Annotated in this window: 15 protein-coding genes and 1 pseudogene; 6 read left to right on the plus strand and 10 right to left on the minus strand. The window is 66.7% G+C overall.

All coding sequences use genetic code 11. The features are described from left to right. Nucleotides 1-140: 140 nt before the first annotated feature. The 7 genes and pseudogenes from ACCQ07_RS01495 to ACCQ07_RS01525 all read right to left on the minus strand — a co-directional run bounded on the left by ACCQ07_RS01495 (nt 141) and on the right by ACCQ07_RS01525 (nt 10,282). Nucleotides 141-1,721, minus strand: a complete 1,581-nt coding sequence (locus ACCQ07_RS01495; RefSeq protein WP_008572350.1) for a gamma-glutamyltransferase family protein — start codon at nt 1,719-1,721, stop codon at nt 141-143. Further along, nucleotides 1,721-3,181, minus strand: a complete 1,461-nt coding sequence (locus ACCQ07_RS01500; RefSeq protein ID WP_372363707.1) for an AtzE family amidohydrolase — start codon at nt 3,179-3,181, stop codon at nt 1,721-1,723. The genes ACCQ07_RS01495 and ACCQ07_RS01500 overlap by 1 nt, the downstream gene beginning before the upstream one ends. 398 nt (nt 3,182-3,579) lie before the next feature. Continuing rightward, nucleotides 3,580-4,765 (minus strand): annotated as a pseudogene (locus tag ACCQ07_RS01505) (nucleoside hydrolase). Between the two features lie 133 nt (nt 4,766-4,898). Further along, nucleotides 4,899-6,449 (minus strand): adenosine deaminase family protein, encoded by a 1,551-nt coding sequence (locus ACCQ07_RS01510; RefSeq protein WP_372363709.1) that lies wholly within the window; start codon nt 6,447-6,449, stop codon nt 4,899-4,901. 127 nt (nt 6,450-6,576) lie between these two features. Then, nucleotides 6,577-7,890, minus strand: coding sequence for an NCS2 family permease (locus ACCQ07_RS01515; protein WP_372363710.1), 1,314 nt, complete (start codon nt 7,888-7,890; stop codon nt 6,577-6,579). 365 nt (nt 7,891-8,255) lie between these two features. Beyond that, nucleotides 8,256-9,212, minus strand: coding sequence for a PDR/VanB family oxidoreductase (locus ACCQ07_RS01520; protein WP_164738821.1), 957 nt, complete (start codon nt 9,210-9,212; stop codon nt 8,256-8,258). A 17-nt stretch (nt 9,213-9,229) separates the two neighbouring features. Beyond that, nucleotides 9,230-10,282: a Rieske 2Fe-2S domain-containing protein gene (locus tag ACCQ07_RS01525; RefSeq protein ID WP_372363711.1), complete on the minus strand. Its 1,053-nt coding sequence runs from the start codon at nt 10,280-10,282 to the stop codon at nt 9,230-9,232. 125 nt (nt 10,283-10,407) lie between these two features. Here ACCQ07_RS01525 and ACCQ07_RS01530 point away from each other — a divergent pair, with 125 nt between their 5' ends. Further along, complete coding sequence (locus ACCQ07_RS01530; RefSeq protein ID WP_008575625.1) at nt 10,408-11,325, plus strand: LysR family transcriptional regulator; 918 nt, start codon at nt 10,408-10,410, stop codon at nt 11,323-11,325. 209 nt (nt 11,326-11,534) lie between these two features. Beyond that, on the plus strand, nt 11,535-12,347 hold the full coding sequence (locus ACCQ07_RS01535; protein WP_057681335.1) for a TatD family hydrolase: 813 nt from the start codon (nt 11,535-11,537) through the stop codon (nt 12,345-12,347). A 137-nt stretch (nt 12,348-12,484) separates the two neighbouring features. Here ACCQ07_RS01535 and ACCQ07_RS01540 read toward each other — a convergent pair whose 3' ends face one another. After that, complete coding sequence (locus ACCQ07_RS01540; RefSeq protein ID WP_071118473.1) at nt 12,485-13,153, minus strand: VOC family protein; 669 nt, start codon at nt 13,151-13,153, stop codon at nt 12,485-12,487. 332 nt (nt 13,154-13,485) lie between these two features. On the opposite strand from ACCQ07_RS01540, the gene ACCQ07_RS01545 reads away from it, so the two are divergent. Then, nucleotides 13,486-14,364, plus strand: coding sequence for a hypothetical protein (locus ACCQ07_RS01545; protein ID WP_372363712.1), 879 nt, complete (start codon nt 13,486-13,488; stop codon nt 14,362-14,364). Between the two features lie 288 nt (nt 14,365-14,652). Here the strand turns inward: ACCQ07_RS01545 and ACCQ07_RS01550 are convergent, their stop codons facing one another. After that, nucleotides 14,653-15,540: a LysR family transcriptional regulator gene (locus ACCQ07_RS01550; protein ID WP_209261100.1), complete on the minus strand. Its 888-nt coding sequence runs from the start codon at nt 15,538-15,540 to the stop codon at nt 14,653-14,655. Nucleotides 15,541-15,636: 96 nt separating this feature from the next. Between ACCQ07_RS01550 and ACCQ07_RS01555 the strand changes: the two genes are divergently transcribed. Beyond that, nucleotides 15,637-16,917, plus strand: a complete 1,281-nt coding sequence (locus ACCQ07_RS01555) for an MFS transporter (RefSeq protein WP_372363713.1) — start codon at nt 15,637-15,639, stop codon at nt 16,915-16,917. A 19-nt stretch (nt 16,918-16,936) separates the two neighbouring features. Here the strand turns inward: ACCQ07_RS01555 and ACCQ07_RS01560 are convergent, their stop codons facing one another. Further along, entirely contained in the window at nt 16,937-17,365 is a 429-nt protein-coding gene (locus ACCQ07_RS01560) for a MerR family transcriptional regulator (RefSeq protein WP_071118151.1), read from the minus strand. Between the two features lie 89 nt (nt 17,366-17,454). On the opposite strand from ACCQ07_RS01560, the gene ACCQ07_RS01565 reads away from it, so the two are divergent. Both ACCQ07_RS01565 and ACCQ07_RS01570 read left to right on the plus strand, forming a co-directional pair. Next, a complete protein-coding gene (locus ACCQ07_RS01565) occupies nt 17,455-18,375 on the plus strand; it encodes an alpha/beta fold hydrolase (protein ID WP_372363714.1) in 921 nt (306 codons plus the stop codon). Nucleotides 18,376-18,653: 278 nt separating this feature from the next. Then, the gene (locus tag ACCQ07_RS01570) at nt 18,654-19,535 is read left to right on the plus strand and encodes an NAD-dependent protein deacetylase (RefSeq protein ID WP_218499089.1); all 882 of its coding nucleotides are present in this window, start codon (nt 18,654-18,656) and stop codon (nt 19,533-19,535) included. Nucleotides 19,536-19,571: the final 36 nt, after the last annotated feature.

A 19,571-nucleotide genomic window follows, 5' to 3' on the forward strand; every position in this document is an offset into this window, starting at 1 on the left:
TGCCTAAGCATGGCACACGGATCGCCAAGGTTGCCGTGGTTGGGTTCGCTACGAAGGCTCCGGCACGACGGTCTTGCGACACCTGGACACTTTCACCCGGTGCATGCCCATGGCGCGCATGGGGCGGGCGACCGCTGTGCTCACCACCCCGCCACCACCCCATCGGAGCGCGGATCACTGGCGCCGCTGATCACGCCATCGACCTCACGCACCAAGGCACCGGCATGCCCCATCACCGCGCTGTACGCCGGCAGCAGTTCCACCGCATGCCCGGCGTTGCGCAGGGCTTGCACGACGGCCGGGTCGAAGCGGTCTTCCAGCTTCAACGCCGTGCTGTCTTCGCCCCAGGTGCGGCCGAGCAGCCAGCGCGGTGCGCTGACCGCCTGCTGCAGCGGCATGCCGAAGCGGGCGTAGCGGGAGAACACGGCGGCCTGGGTTTGCGGTTGGCCTTCGCCGCCCATGGTGCCGTAGGCCATCACGCGGCCATCGTCGAAGGTGGCCAGTGCCGGGTTGAGGGTGTGGAAGGGTTTGCGGCCTGGGGCAAGGGCGTTCCAGCCATCGGGGGCGAGGCGAAAGCTGCAGCCTCGGTTCTGCCAGGTGATGCCGGTGCGCGGCAGCACCAGGCCGGAGCCGAATTCGAAATAGGTGGACTGGATGCAGCTGACCGCGCGGCCGTGCGCGTCGATGGCGCCGAACCAGACGGTGTCGCCTGCTTGCGAGGGTTGTGGCCACGGCAGTGCGGCGCTCATGTCGATGCGTGCGGCGAGCGCATCGAGTGCGGTGCTGTCGTCGAGCAGGGCTTGCGCGTCGAGCGTCATCCAGGCGGGGTCGCCCAGGTGTGCGTCGCGGATCAGGAACGCCTGCTTGCTGGCTTCGATCAGCCCGTGCAGGTGTGCGTAGCTGTCTGCGTCTTCCACCTTCAGGCGATCGAAGAGCGCCAGGATCAACAGCGAGGCAAGCCCCTGCGTGGGTGGCGCGTGGTTGTAGAGGCGCGCGCCCTGGATGACAACCGATAACGGCACGCTGACGTCGGCGCGATGGATCGCCAGGTCGTGTGCGCTGAGCGGGCTGTCCAATGCCTGCAGGTCTGCGGCGATATCGTGTGCGATCGCGCCACGATAGAAACTCTCCAGCCCTTCATCGGCGAGCCGCTGCAGGGTGCGCGCGAGCTGCGCCTGGTGCAGCAGCGCGCCTTCGCCCAGCGGGACGCCGTGCGGCTCGAAGATCTCGGCATAGGCGCCGGGTTGCAGACGCAGTTCTGCGCCCTTGCTGGCGGCGATCTGCGCCCCGCCCAGCGTGACCGGCACGCCGGCGCTGGCGTGATGGATCGCATCGCTCAACAGGCGTTGCAGCGACACGCTGCCGTTTGCCTGCTGCAGGGCCAGCGCCCAGCCGGAGACGGTGCCGGCCACGGTATTGGCCGCGCCTGGCCCGCGCCACGGAACGTGGGCGTGGCCGCGATAGAAATCCAGTGTTGCCGCCTGCGCCGCGCGGCCGCAGGCATCGATGGCATGCACGCGGCCATCGGGTTCGTGGATGAGCCAGAAGCCATCGCCGCCGATGCCGGTCATGTGCGGGTAGACCACCGCCAGGCAGGCGGCGGTGGCCACGACCGCTTCGACGGCATTGCCGCCGTCGCGCAAGACATCGCGCCCGGCCTGTGCGGCCAAGTGGTGCGGTGCGACCACCATGCCGCGGCGCGCGCGCAGGGTATGCACCATCAGCGTGACTCCGGCGGCGGGCTGAAGGCGAGCAGGCCGTCGCGTTCGAGTTGCGCGGCCAGCGCAAACAGGCGGTCTTCACGGCCGGGCGCGGCGATCAGTTGCACGCCCAGTGGCAGGCGCCCGGGACGCGGCAACGGTGCGGCCAGCACCGGGCAGGCGGCCAGGCCGAGTGGCTGGGTAAAAATGCCCAGGTTCGCGCGTGCGGAGACGGGCAAACCGTCGATCTGGATGGTGTCCTGGTCGATGCGTGGCGCCACGCACGGGGTGGCCGGCGCGATGAGCACCTCCACCTGGTCCCACAGCGCGTGCATGGCATCGGCAAACCATTGTGCGAAGCGGTGCGCATCGGCCACCGCGCTGGCGGGCAGCTGCAAGCCGGCGAGCAGGCGGTCGCGGGTGGCCGGGTCGAACTGCGCGCCGTGCGCGGTGAGTGCGCTGCGGTGACGATGCCCGCCTTCGGCAGCGGTCAGGACGAAGGCAGCGGCGCGTGCGCGTTCGGCCTCCGGCAGGTCGATCGACGAAAGGCTGTTGCAGGCGGTGAGCAGGGCCTGCAGCCCGGCCTCCAGATCCGGATCCAGATTGCGTTCAAACCAGCCGCCCAACCGCGCGACACGCAGGTTGCCGGCATGGCACGAAGGCAGCGGCTGCCCGCGCAGTACCTCATGGACGCGGCGCAGGTCGGCTACCGAGGTGGCGAATGGGCCGACCACGTCCAGTGCATCGACAAACGGGAACACGCCATCCAGGGGCACGGCGCCGTGCGTGGGCCGCAGGCCGTAGATGCCGCACAGCGCGGCCGGCACGCGGATGGAGCCATTGGTGTCCGAGCCAAGCGCGAACGGCACCAGCCCGGCCGCCACCGCAGCCGCCGAGCCGCCCGATGAGCCGCCCGCCAGGTGCTGGAGATCGTGTGGATTGGCGGTGGTGCCGTAATGCGCGTTGACGGTGGCAAAACCGTACGCGAATTCGTCCATGTTGGCGGTACCCACCAGCACGGCCCCGGCGTCGCTGAGCCGTTGCACCACCGCCGCATCGCGGCTGGCCGGCGGGCAGTGCGCACGCACGGCGGCGCCGGCGGTGGTGACCTGCCCGGCGACGTCGAACAGGTCCTTGACCACGAATGGCACGCCGGCCAACGCGCCCCCGTCGCTGCCCCCGGCAAGCGCGGCCTGCACGCGCGCGGCATCGGCCGCGGCACGCGCCGGCAGCAGGCGGGTGATGGCGCACAGGCGGTCGTTGGCCTGGTTGATGCGCGTCAGCGTCTGGGTGGCCAGTCGCGCGGCCAGCGTGGGCTGGCTGCGCGTGGTGCTGACGATGGAGGCAATCTGGCCGCGCGCACCGCCGCCCTCGTGTGCCGTTGCAGGCGGCGCATGGAAGCTGGCCAGCAGCTGCGCGTGCCCACGCAGCACTTCGGTATTGCGATCGACGCCTGCCTGCCATTGCGCGGGGAGTTGCATGGATCACCTGTTGGAAAGCGGGGATTGGGGATTTGAGATTTGCTTGTGTGCTTGGCGTGCGGGTCGTGCAAACGTGCTGGCTGATGCGTTGAGAGCCGACACGAGGCTGTCGGGATTGCGCGTCACCGTTACCGCGGTCGTTGTGACCGCAAAGACCGCAGACGTGCAGCTTCCGGCGTTGGATCTAATCATGCAGCAGCGTCATCGCGGGTCGTGCTGTCTCACGTCCTGATCGAACGGCTCTCTCGCGGAGCGAGAAGGCAAGGTTTGCGCGCCACCGGTGCGCGTGCATGGGAGCGTTCGCATCGCAAACGCGGGCTGGGGCGCTGGCGGCGTTGGGCGAGGCTGTCACGGCAGTTGGAGATGTGCCAGGCATTTGTTTCCACGTAAATGACTGCCTACTCAACCGGCATCGCAGGGCTACCGGCGATCGCACCCTCATCCGCCCTGCGGTCCTCTTCTCCCCAGACAGGGGACCGACGTCCCGATGGGGAAAAGGGAAGTGGTAACCCCACTGCCGGTGGTTGCGGCGCGGTGAGGCGGTCGACCAGCAGCTGTTCGAATGCCGGCACGTCCACCGCATGCACCACCGTCTGCGCCTGCTCGCCCAGCCCGGGCTGATACCCCGGCGCCCACGACAAGATATCGCCGTACCCGGCATCGAAGGCGGTGTTGGTGTCGACGTACAGCGTTTCGGTGCGTGTGGCCAAGTCGGGGCGCAGCCACACGGCCGTGGCCAGTTCGTCCCACATCGGAAAGCCCGGCTCGCGGCGGCGCAGTGCGTGGCCAATCGTGGTGTCGGCCGCACTCATGCGCGCCAGCAACTCGGCGGTGAGTTCGGTGGCGGTGGAGGGGTCGACCGGCCACCATGGTGATCTGCCGCCACGGCGCGCGCATGACGATGCTGGCCGCTTCCGGGTCCCAGCGGATATTGAATTCGCGTCGCGGCGAATTGACGAACTCGCGTGCGAATTGCTGCGCACTCACGCTATTGCGTTGCTGCCGTGGATTGAGGCTGCCACCCATGTAGACCAGCTCGCGCGCCAACGTGGCAAAGGACGGGTCCAGCGATTGCGCCAGTGCCAGATTGGTCAACGGGCCGGTTGCGATGATGCTCACCTCGCCCGGGTATTGACGCACCATGCGCAGCATGAACAACGCGGCCGGCTCGTCTGCGGGGCGCACCACGCTGGGATTGCCCAACGCCAGCTCGGGCACCACATCGTGGGCGTGATAGCGCGGCGCGCTTTGCACGGTGTCGCCGTCCACCCAGTGCCTGGTCCATGCGCCTTTCCAGACGAGTTTTCCGTACAGCGCTTCCCAGCGCTCGGTGGCCAACTCGCTATTGAGCAGCGGATGCACCGGGCCGGGAAGCACTGGAATCTGCGGATGGCCAGCCAGTTCCAGCAGGCGGCAGGTATGCGCCAGCGCCTCATCGCGCCAGATATTGCCGCTGACGGCACTGATGCCAAGCACCTGCACGTCGGGCGATTGCAACAGCAGCAGCTGTGCGGGCGTGAAGCCGTCGATGTCGTCTTCGAGAATGACGCGGCGTCTGGATGAGGGGCGGTGCGGATCGGTCATTGCGTTCTTGTCGTGGAAGGTTGAAGGCGTTGCAACGGCGATGGAGAGAGGCATTTGTGGGAGCGTGCCTGCGCGCGACGGTGCGTACCGGTAAAGTGCGTTCGTGCTCGGGCGCGCTCCTACGCTGCGTGTGTCATGTGTGTTGCAGCAATAGCGTGCGCTCGTACTGGGCCAGATCGGTTTCCAGCTGCCATTGCAGCCGCGCCTTTTCGCTGCCCTGGCGGAATGCGCGACAGGCAGCGTCATCGGTTTCGCGCTGCAACGCAGTGGCGCAGGCCTGCGCAACCTTACCGTCGGCATCCCACAGGCTGGTGCCCGGCAGGAAGCTGTAGGTGAGGCCATTGCGGGCCAGCTGTTTGAGCGTGGGGTAGTCGAGGCCTTGTTCCTGCATCGCGCGTTGGTACTCGTGGGTCATGTCCGCACGCGAGACGCCGGCATCGTCGGTGGACAACACCACCGGCACGCCGGCACGCAGATACAGCGCCAGCGGATGCGCCATGCCCTTGACGCCCAGGATCACATCGTTGCTGGTGAGGTTGATCTCCACCGCAACCTGTTCGCGTCGCATGCGTTGCAGCAGTGTCTCCGCATCGTCTTCGTAGGGCAGGTCCACGCCATGACCGATGCGGCGTGCACCGGCATCCACCGCCTGCCGAATATGCGAGCGCAGCTGCGCCGGCGGCACCAGCCCCAGCGCCAGCTCGCCGGCATGCAGCGACAGCGGCACACCGGGATAACGCGTTGCGAAGAAGCGGAACATCGCCATGTGCCGCGCGTAATCGGCCAGCGCCACTGGATTGTCTTCCGGCGCGACGATGTTCAGCGCCACCGCGCGGCTGCCGCCGGCCGCGATCAGCGCATGCGCCAGCGCCATCTGCCCGAACACCATCGGCTGCGGCAGCACGCGCAGCACATACGGAACATAGCGGTACTCGACCGTGCAGCCGGGGCGTGCATCGGCCTGGTCGCAACGCAGTACGCGCCGGACCTGCGCGTCGATGTCGGTAAGATCGCGTTGCGCGGCCTGCACCAGCGGCGCCAGGTCGGGCTGCAACGCACGCAGATTCGCTGCGTCGTCCTCGCCCTTCCACGGCAGTAACTGCATGCGCTTGGCTGCCTGATCCATCTGCGGCGGGTTGGCGATGATTTCCACATACGGCACGCGGTCGCGTGCGGCCTGCTCCAGCACTGCGGCGACGGTGTCGGCAACGCGGGTGCGGACCACCGCGTCGAACTTGCCGAAGGTGCTGAAGAACTGATCGTGGCCGCTGGGGTGCGTTGGGCCTGGCAGGAAGTTGCGCATCGACAGCGAATTCACCATCCGCCCGTACAGCGCGGCATTGCGGGTCGCCAGGCCGCCCGCCGGCTCCTGGCCGGCCCCGCAGGGCGGCGCGCGCAGGCTCAGGTCGTCCAGTTGCACGCAGGCGCCATCGTCGCTGGCCCACTGCAGATAGTCTTCCGCATACACCGAACCGGAGAGGTGGTTATGCAGGTCGCCACCTTTCGGCATGGCCTGCAGCCAGGTGCGTAGCTGTGCCGGCTGCGCGGCCGCCTCACGGAACAACTGCGCCACCTGCAGTTGGCGTTGTTGCGCAGGCGCCGGTGCTGGTGTTGGCCGTGCGTGCACGGCAACGGGCAAGCACGCCCACACGCTTAGGATCAGACAGCGGCGAACAAATGGCATGCAGGAGACTCGTTTGGAGAGACGGTGGCGTGCGACGGCCGGCGGCCCCATAGCTTGCCCACCAGCGCGATCCGAAGCCACCCACGTACGCGCCGGCAAGCAGGCCTGGAACACGTGGAGGCACGCATCATTCCAGCGCATAGCGCAGCACGAACAAGCCCGCGATGGCCCAGGTGGCCGGGTGCACCCCACGCCAGCGGCCGCTGCCGAGCCTGAGCGCGGCATAGGTGATGAAGCCGAACGCAAGCCCCGTCGCAATGGAATAGGTCAGCGGCATGGCGAGCATGCAGATGGCGGCCGGCAAGGCGTCGCCCACATCGTCCCACTGGATCTGCGTGCATTCGCGCAGCATCACCGAGGCCAGGTAGATCAGCGCGGGTGCGGTGGCGTAGGCCGGCACCATCGCGGCCAGCGGCGAGAACAGCAGGGCAAGCAAGAACAAGGCGGCAACCACCAGCGCGGTGAGGCCGGTGCGCCCGCCCACCTGCACGCCGGCGGCGCTTTCCACATAGGCAGTGGTGCTGGAGGTGCCGAGCAGCGAGCCGGCCAGGATGGCGGTACTGTCGGCAAGCAGCGCGCGGTCGAACTGGCGGCGCTGCGCGGGCGTGTGCAGCAGGCCGGCGCGTTGCGCCACACCCATCAGCGTGCCGGTGGCGTCGAACATTTCCACCAGCACGAACACCAGCACCACATGCAGCACCGCAGCGAGCGCACCGCCGCCGCCATGGCCGTGCAAGGCGCCGACGATATCCAGCTGCAGCAAGGTGGGCGCCAGGCTTGGCGGCAGCGCCAGGACGCCTTGGTAGCGCACCAGCCCCAACGCCAGCGCCGCGCCGGTCACCGCAAGAATGCCCAGCAACATGGCACCCCGCACGCGGCGCACTTCCAGCACGCCGATCAGCAGTAACCCGGCCAGCGCAAGCAGCGGCTCGGGCCGGTGCAGATCGCCCAAGGTCAGCAAGGTCTGTGGATGCGCCACCACCAGCCCGGCCTTCTGCAGCCCGATCAGGGCCAGGAACAAGCCAATGCCCGCCGCAATGGCGCTGCGCAAGGTGGGCGGAATGCCATCCACCAACCAGCGCCGCGCGCCGGTGACGGTGAGCAGCAGAAAGAGGCAGCCGGAAACGAACACCAGCCCTAACGTCTGCTGCCAGCTATAGCCCAGCGTGCCGACCACGCTGAAGGCGAAGAATGCGTTCAGGCCCATGCCGGGCGCCATGCCGATGGGGTAGTTGGCCAGCACGCCCATCAGCAGCGAACCCAGTGCTGCAGCCAAGCAGGTGGCCACGAACACCGCGCCGTGATCCATGCCGGTGGTGGCCAGGATGTCGGGATTGACGAAGACGATGTACGCCATCGTCAGGAAGGTGGTGGCACCGGCCAGCAGTTCGGTGCGCACGCTGCTGCCGTTGGCGGCAAGCGCAAATCCGGGCCAGCGCATCAGCATGCGCTCGGGGCGTACAGCCGGTTGACGGCAGGACAAACGAACATCGGCAGAGATCTCATCGATATGGGGCGGGGTGCGTGGCAGGGCCCGCACGCGGGCGGCCCATCTTGCCCTGTTGCGCTGCGCTTGCCACGGGCATCGGGCACGGATTGCGCTGCAGGAGCGTTTGCACACAGGTGCGCGGAAGCGTCACGCGGCATCGCGCATCGTTGCGGCGCATGCCGCGCCGCCGCTGCACGCATGGCAGCGCACGTGCCGTGGGCGATGGCGCGCTGTGTCGCCTGCCATCGTGAAGGGCAAGCGAGGCGTCAGGCTGCGCGAGGTGAATGACAACCGCAATGGCGCCGCGACGACCGAGCTCAAAGATCCAGCACCAACTGTGGCGAGCGGCTGCGCGAACAGCACACGGTGATCTGCCGGTTGGCGGCGCGTTCGGCGTCGCTGAGCACGCTGTCGCGGTGATCTGGCGTGCCAGCCAGCACGCCGGTCAGACAGGCGCCGCACATGCCTTGTTCGCACGACAGCGGCACCTCGATACCGGCATCGCGCAGGGCGCTGGCGATGCTGCAATCGGCCGGCACCTGCACCACGCGGCCGCTGGCAGCCAGTTCCACCTCGAACGCGCTGTCGGCATCGTGGGCGAGGCTGGGCGCGGCGGCGAAGTGTTCGCGATGCAGTTGCGCCGCCGTCCAGCCATGCGCCTTTGCCAGCACGGTGAAGTGGTCCATGAACGCCGCCGGCCCGCACAGATACAGCTGGTCGCGCGCACGTGCCTGGCGCAGTTCCTCGGGCACATGCACGCGTGGACTCTGCCCGCCATCGCTCAGGTGCAGGTACACCTGCCCATGCGTAAAGCCTTGTTGCAGCCGCTGCGAAAACGCCACATCCGCATGCCGGCGTGCGTAGTAGTGCAGCACGAAGGGCTCGCCGCGCGCTTCCAGTGCTTGGGCCATCGACAGCAGCGGGGTGATGCCGATGCCGGCCGCCAGCAGCACATGGCGCTCGCCGGGGTGCAGCGGAAACAGATTGCGCGGTGTGGAGATGCGCAGGCGGTCGCCGGGCGCGAGCTGTTCGCACAGATGCCGCGAGCCGCCACGCGAGGCGTCTGCCAGCTTGACGCACAGCAGATAGTGGTCGCGCACATGCGGCGCGCTGGCGATCGAATACTGGCGAACCAAGCCATCCGGCAGATGCAGGTCCACATGCGCGCCGGCCTCGAAGGCCGGCAATTGCGCGCCCACCGGTTCCAGCCGGATCGCGCGCTGGCGGTGACCCTGATCGACGACCTCGGCAACGCGCACTTCATGCAGGCTCATGCGGGTGTCCTCGGCCGTCAGCGCAGGAAGAAGTCGCTATAGCCCTGGCTGCGCAGCCCGCGGCGATAGGCGATGGAACTGCGATCGGCGGGAATGTGCACTTCCAGCAGCGGGTCCAGCGGCAAATACTCCGGCCGCTGCGCTTCCACCATGGCGCGGTCTTCTTCGAACACGCGCAGGTTGAAGGCGTGCACGTCTTCCACCGGCAGATGGGTGTCGAAATTGCGCGCGATCGGCACCAGCAGCCGGGTGGTGTGCTTGGACACCGGGCTGGCGGCATTCATGATCACCAACCGCTTGCCCGGTACCGGGAAGTGGATGGTGAGCGTGGCGGTGAAGGGCAGATGCACCTCGAAATGACGTAGCCACTGGAAGGTCGGGTCCACGTCGGGCAGCGGCATGTCCACCGAATAGTTGGCCACGGTGCTCAGGTAATCGGCGTTGAAGCCGGTCGGCGTTTCGGTGGTGGTGTAGGCCGGCACCTCGCGTTTGTCCGGCTGGGCGAAGGTGGCGGTGTGCACGAAGGCGAAATGCGCCACGTCGATGAAGCCTTCCAGCTGGCGCGCGGCGCTGCCGCCGATGTCGAAGGCCGGGCAGACGATCTGCTGGAAGCCGTCCTCGTCCCAGCCCGGCATCGGTGGAATCTGGATGTCCGCATCGCTCACCCCGGCCGGCTTGGCCAGGCACACCCAGATCAGCCCGTAGCGTTCGGCCACCGCATAGGTGTGCAGACGCATCCTGGCCGGGATGTTCTGGCTGGGACTGGCCGGGATATGGTTGCAACGCCCGCCCGCGCCGAAGCGCAGCCCGTGGTAGGCGCACACCACGCCGCCGCCATCGGCCGTGCCCATGCTCAGCGGCACCCCGCGGTGCGGGCAGACGTCGCGCGCGGCCACCAACTCGCTGCCCAGCCGGTACAACACCAGCGGCTCGTCCAGCAGGGTGGCCTTGAATGGCGCTTCGCTCACCTCGCTGCTCAGCGCCACCGCATGCCAGTGCCGGGCCAGGCGCTGCCAATCGGTGGCCTCGAAGGTGCAGTGCAGCGGCAGGGCGGGGACGGCGACATCCATGGGCGGTCTCTGGCGTGGGGCGGGAGCGGTGCCGGATTGACTCTAGGAAGCCGGGGGTGTGTGATCAAACATCGTTTTTCCGCCAAGCCATTGCAAAAAATGCAACGCCAACCGAGCCCCGCCGCATGCTGACCTTTTCGCGCTTTACCCGGTATTTCATCGAAGTGGCCCGCTGCGGCAGCATCCGCAAGGCCTCCGAGGTGTTGCACGTGTCGGCGTCGGCGATCGACCGGCAGATTCTCAAGGCCGAGGAAGAACTGGGCGCCCAGCTGTTCGAGCGCCTGCCCGGCCGGTTGCGGCTCACCGCCGCCGGCGAGCTGTTGCTGGTGGACGTGCGCGGCTGGGAGAAGGCCTACGCACGCACCCTGGAGCGCTTCGACGAGCTCAAGGGCCTGCGCCGGGGGCATGTGGAGATCGCCATGATCGACGCGCTCAGCGAAGGCGTGGTGCCCGCGGCGGTGGCCGCGCTGGTGCAGGAGTACCCGGGCATCACCTTCAACCTGTCCACCGCGCGCAACCAGCGGGTGATGGAAATGGTGACCTCGGCCGATGTGGATATCGGCCTGCTGCTGGACCCGGTCAGCAGCGTGGACCTGGAGGTGCGCGCGTTTGCAGACATTCCGCTCGGCATTGCGATGCCGGTGGGGCACCCGTTGAGCACCCGTACCGAGCTGCAGCTGAGCGAGACGCTGGAGCACCGTCTGTTGCTGCCGGCCGCGCCGTTGATCGTCGGCGAGCACGCCAAGGTGCTGTACCAGCGCCAGCACATCGATGTGAAGCGGCTCACCCACTGCAACGACGTGCGCACCCTGCGCGGCCTGGTGCGTGCCGGCGCCGGCGTGGGGCTGATGTCGTGGCTGGACGCCGCCCCGGACGTGGCCGACGGGCGCCTGGCTTTCGTGCCGTTCCGCCAGCACCTGACCAAACCGATGACGCTGGCGCTGTGCGTGGCCCCGCAGCGGCAGCTCTCGCGCTCGGCGCAGCTGGCGATCCAGGCGCTGGCGGCAAAGATCGATGCGATGGCGGTGCCGGCGGTGGGGTGAGTGTGTCGCAGGTGGCACTCATCCCTGCCCTTGTCACGCAGGGGGAAAGATCGCGCGTTCGTGCAGGCTCGTGGCTGCAGGCACCGCTGACCGCATGCAGATCCCGTTACGGATGTTCTTTCCCCCGCCTGCCGGAGCAGGTGCCCGCAGGGCGGATGAGCAACCTCACCCAGTACAATCACCCCTGTTCTTTCAGGCGACACCGCAGCATGCAATTGATCGATATCGGCGCCAACCTCACCCATGACGCGTTCGATCGCGATCGCGATGCGGTGCTGCAACGCGCACGCGATGCCGGGGTGGCGCAGCTGGTAATTACCGGCGCCAGCCGCGAGCATTCGCCGCTGGCCCTGCAACTGGCGCAGCAACACCCCGGATTTCTCTACGCCACCGCCGGCGTGCATCCGCATCACGCAGTGGAATTCACTGCCGAATGCGAAGCGGAAATGCGCACCCTGCAGGCGCATCCGCAGGTGGTGGCAGTGGGCGAGTGTGGGCTGGATTACTTCCGCGATTTTGCGCCGCGCCCTGCGCAGCACAAGGCCTTCGAACGCCAGCTGCAGTTGGCCGCCGACAACGGCAAGCCGCTGTTCCTGCACCAGCGCGATGCGCATGAGGATTTCATCGCCATCATGCGCAGCTTCGAAGGCCGCCTGGGTGCGGCGGTGGTGCACTGCTTCACCGGCACGCGCGACGAACTGTTCGCGTATCTGGACCGCGACTACTACATCGGCATCACCGGATGGCTGTGCGATGAGCGCCGCGGTGCGCACCTGCGCGAGCTAGTGCGCAACATTCCGGCCAACCGGTTGATGATCGAAACCGATGCGCCGTACCTGCTGCCGCGCACGCTCAAGCCGATGCCCAAGGACCGCCGCAACGAGCCGATGTTCCTGTCGCACATCGTCCAAGAGCTGGCGCGCGATCGTGGCGAAGATGTCGCGGTGACCGCCGCCAACAGCACGGCCGCGGCGCGTGCGTTCTTCCGCTTGCCGGAGCCTGCCAGCGCCACGAGCGGCTGACAGCATCTCGCAATCGTGCCGCAATCGCGTGCTGTTACCGCAGTGCACGCGTGCCGCACCGAGCCGGCCGTATCTGCCGGCGGTGAGCGCAGTGCTGCTGTGCGCGGCGCTGAGTGGATCGAGCTGCGCGCGGAAGTTTACGCGGCCAGCAATTCCCACCCCTGCGCATCGCGCAGGCGCAGGCCGGGTTCTGGCGCGTCCACGCTGATGCGCAGGCCGTCGGCCCAGGGCAGTTGCCGTTGTTGCGGAAACCACCGCCGGCGCTGGTCGACTACGATCAACAGGCCGTGGTCATCGCCCAAGGCCGCAAAGCCCTCCAGCGGCGGGGCGAAGGGTTGCAGGCCGAAGTGATGCGCCAGGCTGCGCGTCACCACCTCGACATTGTTGCTAGGCAGGCCGATTTCGCTCAGGCACAGCAGTTCTTCGCCGCCGAACTGGCCTTCACCGACCGGTGCATCCTGCAAGGCATTGCGCGCGATCAACTCCAGCACTGCGCCATCGGGCCCGGCGAAGTACACCGAGTGCGACTGCCACACGCCGTCCAGGGCGAAATGCTCGCGACCGTGTGCATCGCTCAGCAAGGTGGCGCGTGCGCCAATCCACTGCGCAGCGGCTTGGAAGCGCGACGGGGCCACGTTGAAGGCCAGATGCACGCTGCCCACCGGCCGCTGCGCCTGCACGCATTCCAGTGTGCTCCAGCCGATGCGCACCGCGTTGCCATGGATGGGCAACTGCAGTACATCGCGGTAGAAGCGCAGGGTCAGGTCGGGGTCCAGGCAGGGCAGTACCAGATGACGCAGATGCATGGCGGCAATGTCGTTGGAAAACCGGCATTGAACGACCTCAAGCGCAGTTGAGGTCAAGCGTTTCACTCTGTGCGTCGTAGCCGGTGGCGAGTAAGTGCCGGCCTGCGGGCTGACCTGACTGAGTTTTGCCTGCAATTGCTGGCATCGATCGATTTCAATGTTCACAGCCACTCGTTAGTTGCCCGACAGTTCGCTGCTTCGCAGGCCGGGCCTTCGCATACGCAAGCGGGATTTCCATCGGCGTGGACGCGGCGTGCGCATCATTGCCTATGCTTTAGAAAAGCATGGGAGATGTACAAATGGGAAACTGCCTACGCATACCCTCTGCAAACATGGCGCCCGCGTTGCCGGAGCATGGCACCGCCGAAGCGTCCACCAGCAACCCCATGCCGCATGCAGGAAACATGACGGCTGGGCCGCAGGAGTACACTGCCGTCGAGGATTGCGCCGGACGCCAGATTGCCGATATGTGGCTGTCATCCCTGGAGCGACCGGCCCGCAGACCCTCCGGGAGTAGGAGCCAACCCACCGCCCAGTCGCGCCCCCAATCGAAGTTGGAGAAGTTGACCGAGCAACGCCAATCGATGCTACAGCGCGCGATCATTCTGGAAGACCAGTGGCGGAGTCTTCAGGAACGCTGCGCGAGAACAAGTGTCGGCGGCCGGCAAGCATTCAATCTCGATATTCTCAAGGGAATCATTGACCGGGATAAACAGGCGTTGCAGCGCATGGGCGGTGAAGGTAGCTATATCGCTGAGCGCCACCTTCACCGAATCGAACGCACACTGCTGGATTTTGAGAAAAAAATCAGCAATCAAAAAAAACTGGAATCGCATCTTGCAAAAGCGAACGATTTCCTGGCCCGGCTGAAGCTGCTGAAAGACGAGCTCTCAAGCCGAGGCGAAAACAAGGACATCTTGAATGATATCGATTTAAATATAAGAGATTTGGAAGGCATCTTGAATGAACTGACGAGGATTGATGCCAATGGTGCCGGCATCGAATACGACGGCTGCCGTGGGGGTGCCATCGCGTACTTCGATAGTGTCACTATATCGCTTGAAGCGATGCTTCGAAGCCATGATCCAGGCTATTCTGATTATCTGCGGCCTGCGCTGGCCAATGTCCTACAGGATGGTTACTCACCAAGCAGGCGGAAGGCGGTAAGCGATGCTGGGGTGCGCGGTGGCGCCAGCGATGGCATTTCTTGAAGAGCCAGCCCGCAGAGTCTCAATGGTCTCCATAGGACGGCGATTGGTCTTCCAAAGCGCAGCCACGTAACGTCTGCCTCGGTGTTCCCTGTGCGAGTAACAACCCGGCACTGCCCAGACGTCGATGATCTGGGAAACGATGTGTTCCTGCTCGAACGATGTCTGCAGTGAGCGCCGGCCCCTCGCGGTCGGTGTATGCGGTCGGCAATGATCAGGGCCCAGGGTCAACATCGTTTTCCAACGGCATCAAGCAGGAACGTCGCTGTATCGTAGGTCGTGTGGCCAGCGCTAGATCAACTTGGCCAGCGCCCACAAATGCCGCACCAACGGTGTGGTTTCCAGTCCACCCGGCGCGGCGGCCAGGGCCAGTCGCGCCAGCGGCATATGGCCTTCGATATCCAGATAGCGCACGCCGGGTCGCTGCAGCTGCGCGGTGGAGGCGGGCACCACCGAAACGCCCAGCTCGGCGGCCACCAGATTGATGATGGACGACATCTGTGGCGCTTCCTGGGTGATGCGCAAGGTCACGCCGGAGTCGCGGCAGGCGGCGAGGATTTCGTCGTACAGGCTCGAGCCGAAACTGCGCGGAAACAGAATGAAGGGTTCCCCGGCCAGTGCGGCCAACGGCGCGCTGTTGCGCGTGGCCAGGGGGTGCGCGGCGGGGACGGCGATCTTCATCGGCTCGTCGGCAAAGCGCAGCAATTGCAGATCCGGTGGCGTGCTCAGCCCATAGCGCACGAACGCCGCATCCAGACGGCCATCGGCCAGCCCGACCAGCAGGCTGGCAGTATTGGTTTCTTCCAGCAGCAACTCCACCTGCGGCCACTTGCGGCGGAAGTCGCGAATCAGGCGCGGCACCACCGGGCTGAAGGCGGCAGAGGCGGTGAAGCCCAGGCGCAACCGTCCGGATTCGCCACGCGCCACCCGGCGTGCGGTTTCGGCGGCGCGTTCCACATCGGCAAGCACGCGCCGCACCTCGCTCACAAACGCCTCGCCAGCCGGAGTGAGCTCGGCGCCGCTGTGGGTGCGCCGAAACAACGGCGTGCCCAGCTCGCGTTCCAGGGTCTGGATCTGCTGGCTGAGCGGCGGTTGGCCAATGCCCACGCGGGCGGCGGCGCGGGTGAAATTGCCTTCTTCGGCAACTGCAAGGAAATAGCGCAGGTGACGCAGCTCCATCCATCTGTTCCAGATATGGCAACTGCCAGCATCATATATTGGACAGGGGGTGGCGGCAGGCGAATACTCCCCTTCCCACGTCACACGTGCACTGCCGTGTCTTCCTCCGATCATCGCCCGGGTTTGCTGCCTGACCCACCCACCCGTTCCGACCCAGATGCCGACGCACCTGCAGCGGTGCGCATTCGCGTGGCGCTGTTTCTGGCCGGCTTTGCGACCTTTTCGCTGCTGTACAGCGTGCAGCCGCTGCTGCCGGAATTTGCGCGTGCCTTCAAGGTGGACCCAGCGACCGCCTCGCTGCCGTTGTCGCTGGCGACCGGTGCGCTGGCGCTGGCGATTTTTGGTGCTGGCGCAGTGTCGGAAAACCTGGGCCGGCGCGGATTGATGTTCGTGTCGATCGCATTGGCAGCAGGACTCAATCTGATTGCTGCGTTCCTGCCGCACTGGGGCGCGCTGGTGGTGGTGCGTACCTTGTCCGGCATCGCGCTGGGCGGGGTGCCGGCGGTGGCGATGGTGTACCTGGGCGAAGAATTGCCGGCCAGCAAGATGGGGGCAGCCACCGGCCTGTACGTGGCCGGCAATGCCTTTGGCGGCATGAGCGGGCGCATCGTGATGAGCGTGCTGACCGACCACACCGATTGGCGCACCGCACTGGCGGTGTTGAGCGTGTTCGACCTGCTGTGCGCGCTGGCGTTCTTCTGGTTGCTGCCGCCGTCGCGCAATTTCGTGCGCCGGCACGGCATCAACCTGCGCTTCCATCTGCGCGCCTGGGCCGGGCACCTGCACGATCGCAATCTGCCGTTTCTGTTCGCGCTGCCGTTCCTGTTGATGGGTGTGTTTGTGTGCCTGTACAACTACGCCGGCTTTCGCCTGGGCGGGCCGGAATTCGGCTTGAGCCAGAGCCAGATCGGGATGATCTTCAGCGCCTATGTGTTCGGCATCGTCAGTTCCTCGGTGGCCGGTGCGGCATCGGACCGGTTCGGGCGCGGGCCAGTGGTCACGATCGGCATCGTGCTGTGCGGGCTCGGCGTGGCGCTGACCCTGGCGCACGTGCTGGCGTTGGTGGTGGCCGGCATCGTGGTGGTGACGATCGGGTTCTTCATCGCGCATTCGGCCGCCAGCGCATGGGTGAGCCGGCTCGGTGGTGCGCATCGCAGCCATGCCGCGTCGCTGTATCTGCTGGCGTATTACGCCGGCTCCAGCGTGATCGGCGCGCTCGGCGGCTGGTTCTGGCAACACGGCGGCTGGGCCGCGTTGGTCGGCATGTGCCTGACGTTGTTGATGCTGGCGCTTGCGTCGGCATACGTGCTGCGCCAACGTGCCGACGATGCACGCCCCTATGGCCGGTTTGCCCCGCATCCTGCGCGGGGCGAATGATGCAGCGCGCCCGACGCTTCTAGCGCACCCGCTGGCGCCGTGTGGCTTGCGCGGCTGAAGACGTGACGGCCGTTGCATCCCCGGCTGCCTGCGCCAAGGTTGCCAACAGATGCGCACGCCGCCGCTCCAGATCGGCCAGCTGGCGCTCGATCAGCTGCAGGCGCGCGCGATGCGCCGGCGCGGTTTCCGGGCACATCTGCGCGCCTTCCACCAGGCGCATGCACTCAGGAAAGCCGACAATCTCATCCAGGTTGAAACCTGTTGCAATCAGGCGCTGTATCTGGCGCACCTGTGCAATGCATGCGTGGGGAAAGACCCGGTAGCCGTTGGCGCTGCGCGAGGATGTCAGCAACCCGTGCGCATCGTAATGACGGATCGAACGCACGCTGGCGCCGGTCTGTTGCGCCAGCGCACCAATGCGCAGCAAGGGTTCAGAGCAAGCGGCCATGCGCCAAGCATACGCTGCGCGCACGGCTTGACCCTCACATTGGTGTGAGGCTGCACGATCACGGCTCTTATTCGTCTGGAGCTCACCCGATGTCCGTTCGCCTGTTGCCCGGCAGCCGCATGCTGCCGCTGCGCTACCTGTTGGCGTGTGTGATGTTGATATGTTCGATGTGGGCGACAGCCAGCCCGAGCGACATTGCGACCGCACGCAGCTATACCGTCACCGCACCCGATGGCGTGCGCCTGGCGGTGCAGGAGCACGGCGCCACCGATGGCACGGCCATCGTCTTCGTGCATGGCCTGCTCGGGAGTCGCATCAATTGGGATGCACAACTGGCCGATGTGCGCCTGCAGCGGTATCGGCTGATTACGTACGATTTGCGCGGGCATGGCGCTTCCGGCAGGCCGGCTGCCGCATCGGCGTATCAAGACGGCATGCGTTGGGCTGACGACCTGGCTGCCGTGTTGAAGGCCGCAAACGCGCGCCAGGCGGTCCTGGTGGGCTGGTCCCTGGGCGGCGCGGTGATCAGCAACTACCTGAGCCGATATGGCGATACCGGGCTTGCCGGCGTGGTGTACGTCGACGGTGTGATCGAACTGCGCGCAGAGCAGTTGGGCGCGCATCCGGCGGTCTATCGCGATCTGGTTTCGCCCGATCTGCGTACGCATCTGCAGGCGGTGCAGGATTTCCTGCGGCTGTGCTTTGCCACCCAACCGCCGGTGCCGGTGTTCGAGACCTTGCTGGCCAACGCATCGCTGGCCTCGTGGGACATGCAGCGTGCCGTGCAAGGCATGTCGATCGATACCACCGGCCTGCAGCGCACGCGCCTGCCGGTGCTGCTGATGTACGGCGCGCGCGATGCCCTGGTCGCCACCGAGCCGACCGTGGCGCGTGCGCGCCAGCTGCAGCCGCGCGCGCAGACCGTGCTGTATCCGGATGCCGGGCATGCGCCGTTCCTGGAGGACAGTGCGCGTTTCAATCAGGATCTGCTGCGCTTTGTCGAACACTGAACGCGCCGCGCATTGAGCGCCGGCAGCCACAACATGCCCCACCGCGAACGGCTCGAAACCACCTGCGCGGCCATGGCGTGATGCCGTACCGTCTGCGTGCCTGCATCCAGGGCGGCGCATTGCGCGTACTCGGTGTACATCTTCACTTGTCGACGACGGTGTGATGTGCACAGCTATGCGCGAACAAGCGCGCCGGTCTGGCGGCCGACACGGCGCCGCGGCGGGCCGGGCACGTGGCGCTGGCGCAACGTGCTCCCATGGCTTTCCGGAACTACCACATGACCGCTGTCCCTGCCCACGACGATCACCCGCTGCAGGACTTCATCGCGCGCCATCGGCGCCTGTTCGTGCTCACCGGTGCCGGCTGCAGCACCGATTCGGGCATTCCCGATTACCGGGACCTGCAAGGCGGCTGGAAGCGTCCACAGCCGGTGACGTTCCAGGCGTTCATGGGCGAGCTCTCCACGCGGCAGCGCTACTGGGCGCGCAGCCTGGTCGGCTGGCCGCGCTTTGGCTTGGCACAACCCAATGCCACCCATCACGCGCTCGCTGCGCTGGAAGCGCGCGGCCAGTTGGAAGTGCTGCTCACCCAGAACGTGGACCGCCTGCATCAGGCCGCTGGCAGCCAGGCGGTGATCGATCTGCATGGCCGGCTCGATGTGGTGCGCTGCATGGGCTGCGAGCGCCGCATGCCACGCAGCGAATTTCAACTGTTGCTTGAGCAGGCCAATCCGGGCTGGGCAGCGCTTGAGGCCGCGCAGGCGCCCGATGGCGACGCCGATCTGGACGATGTGGCCTTCGAGCATTTCGTGGTGCCGCCGTGCCCGGTGTGCGGTGGCGTGCTCAAGCCGGATGTGGTGTTCTTCGGCGAGAACGTGCCGCGCGAGCGGGTGGAGCGCGCCTTTGCGCATCTGCACGCTGCCGATGCAGTGCTGGTGGTGGGCTCCTCGCTGATGGTGTATTCGGGCTTTCGCTTCGTGCAGACTGCTGCGCGCAATGGCTTGCCGATCGCCGCGCTCAACTTCGGGCGCACGCGTGCGGACGCGCTGCTGACGTTGAAGGTGGAGCAGTCGTGTGCGCAGGCGCTGGCGTTCCTGCACGGGCCGACGGACCTGCCGCGTGTACGTAGCGTCAATGACGCCGGTGCGCGCTCTGCATGACGCAGTGATCCATCGCAGCGGTTGTGCCGGCGCGCG

The sequence above is a fragment of the Xanthomonas sp. NCPPB 3583 genome (assembly GCF_041475715.2).
GTDB classification, from domain to species: domain Bacteria; phylum Pseudomonadota; class Gammaproteobacteria; order Xanthomonadales; family Xanthomonadaceae; genus Xanthomonas; species Xanthomonas euvesicatoria.